This window comes from Bartonella sp. TT119HLJHH (assembly GCF_042193385.1).
Lineage (GTDB): Bacteria > Pseudomonadota > Alphaproteobacteria > Rhizobiales > Rhizobiaceae > Bartonella.
In genome coordinates this window covers 1-990 of record NZ_JBHILS010000109.1, presented here as the reverse complement: position 1 = coordinate 990, position 990 = coordinate 1, and the positions used below count along the sequence as shown (strand labels likewise).

The following is a 990-nucleotide window of genomic DNA, read 5'->3' as shown; positions in this document are numbered from 1 at the left end:
TCCCGCCGCTTGATAAAAGACTCCAAAATCTCTCCAATGCTCGACAAGTCATTAATATCGAGTTCTCCAACAGCCTCATGCGGCCATTCAGAAAGGCGTGTGATCATAGCGATTGTTTGCTCTATGCCTTCTTTTTTGTCGATTGCTTGCACATCTTTTGTTTTGGGGCGCTGTAAGGTAATTGTGGTGTGCTCTTTTCCTTCAAAAGTAACAGGTATCAATAATTTATGTGTAATGCTTGTTTGGACTGTCATTTTTATAATCCTATATTGTTTTTATGGTCTGCGAGTTGATTGACGCCATTGAATTTTCTCACCAAGTTGAGGACATCTATCTCAACGATTTCAACGTCCTTCTGGACATATTTGAAATATTGCAATGTGAAGGTAGTTGTGGATGTTGCTTTGCTGCTAGGTTGCCATTCTGCCATTTCAAAGCCTTTGCATAGTCCTCTCATGGTAATGACAACACCTTCTGCTGGTGTGCCTTGCGCTTGCATTGAACTTCGTAATGAGATATCGACATCTGTGCGCCCCAACAGTGCCATCAATTCTGGAGAGCAATCAGAAATGGTCATGCTAAGTGTGAGGGTTTCAAGACCAAGGTCAACTTCAATAGAGCTATCCATGCCTCCACCACGATAACTTTCAACAACCAAATTCAAATTCGGTAATGTTACGCTTTCACATTTTGCTTGATAGGGAATGCCGTCGACAAAAATGTTAAAATATTTCAAAACTCTTGGTAAAACGGGGATAGCCATTAAAAAATCTCCTCTAAATAATCATTCACAATGCGTGAACGGAATGTGATGTGTTCTGCTGGTGTTGTTGGTGTGAATTCGACATTGAAATAGACTCTGCCGCCTTCAATGGCGCTTGCTGTGTTAAGCTCTAGATCAGGCGTACAGCGCCCACCAAGAATGGCGCCTTGTGCTTTCAAATCACGCAAATAGGCATTGACGCTTTCACTGACATCATTCATGTAGGT

The 990-nt window shown here is 41.9% G+C and carries 3 protein-coding genes; all 3 read right to left on the bottom strand.

Going from position 1 to position 990, the window contains the following annotated elements:
• The coding region (locus tag ACFIJL_RS09590) for a phage tail assembly protein (protein ID WP_375624488.1) at window positions 1-254 on the bottom strand (254 nt) is incomplete at its 3' end.
• A gap of 2 nt (window positions 255-256) precedes the next feature.
• On the bottom strand, window positions 257-763 hold the full coding sequence (locus ACFIJL_RS09585; protein WP_375624487.1) for a phage major tail tube protein: 507 nt from the start codon (window positions 761-763) through the stop codon (window positions 257-259).
• The coding region (locus ACFIJL_RS09580; RefSeq protein WP_375624485.1) for a phage tail sheath C-terminal domain-containing protein at window positions 763-990 on the bottom strand (228 nt) is incomplete at its 5' end. The genes ACFIJL_RS09580 and ACFIJL_RS09585, both read right to left, overlap by 1 nt.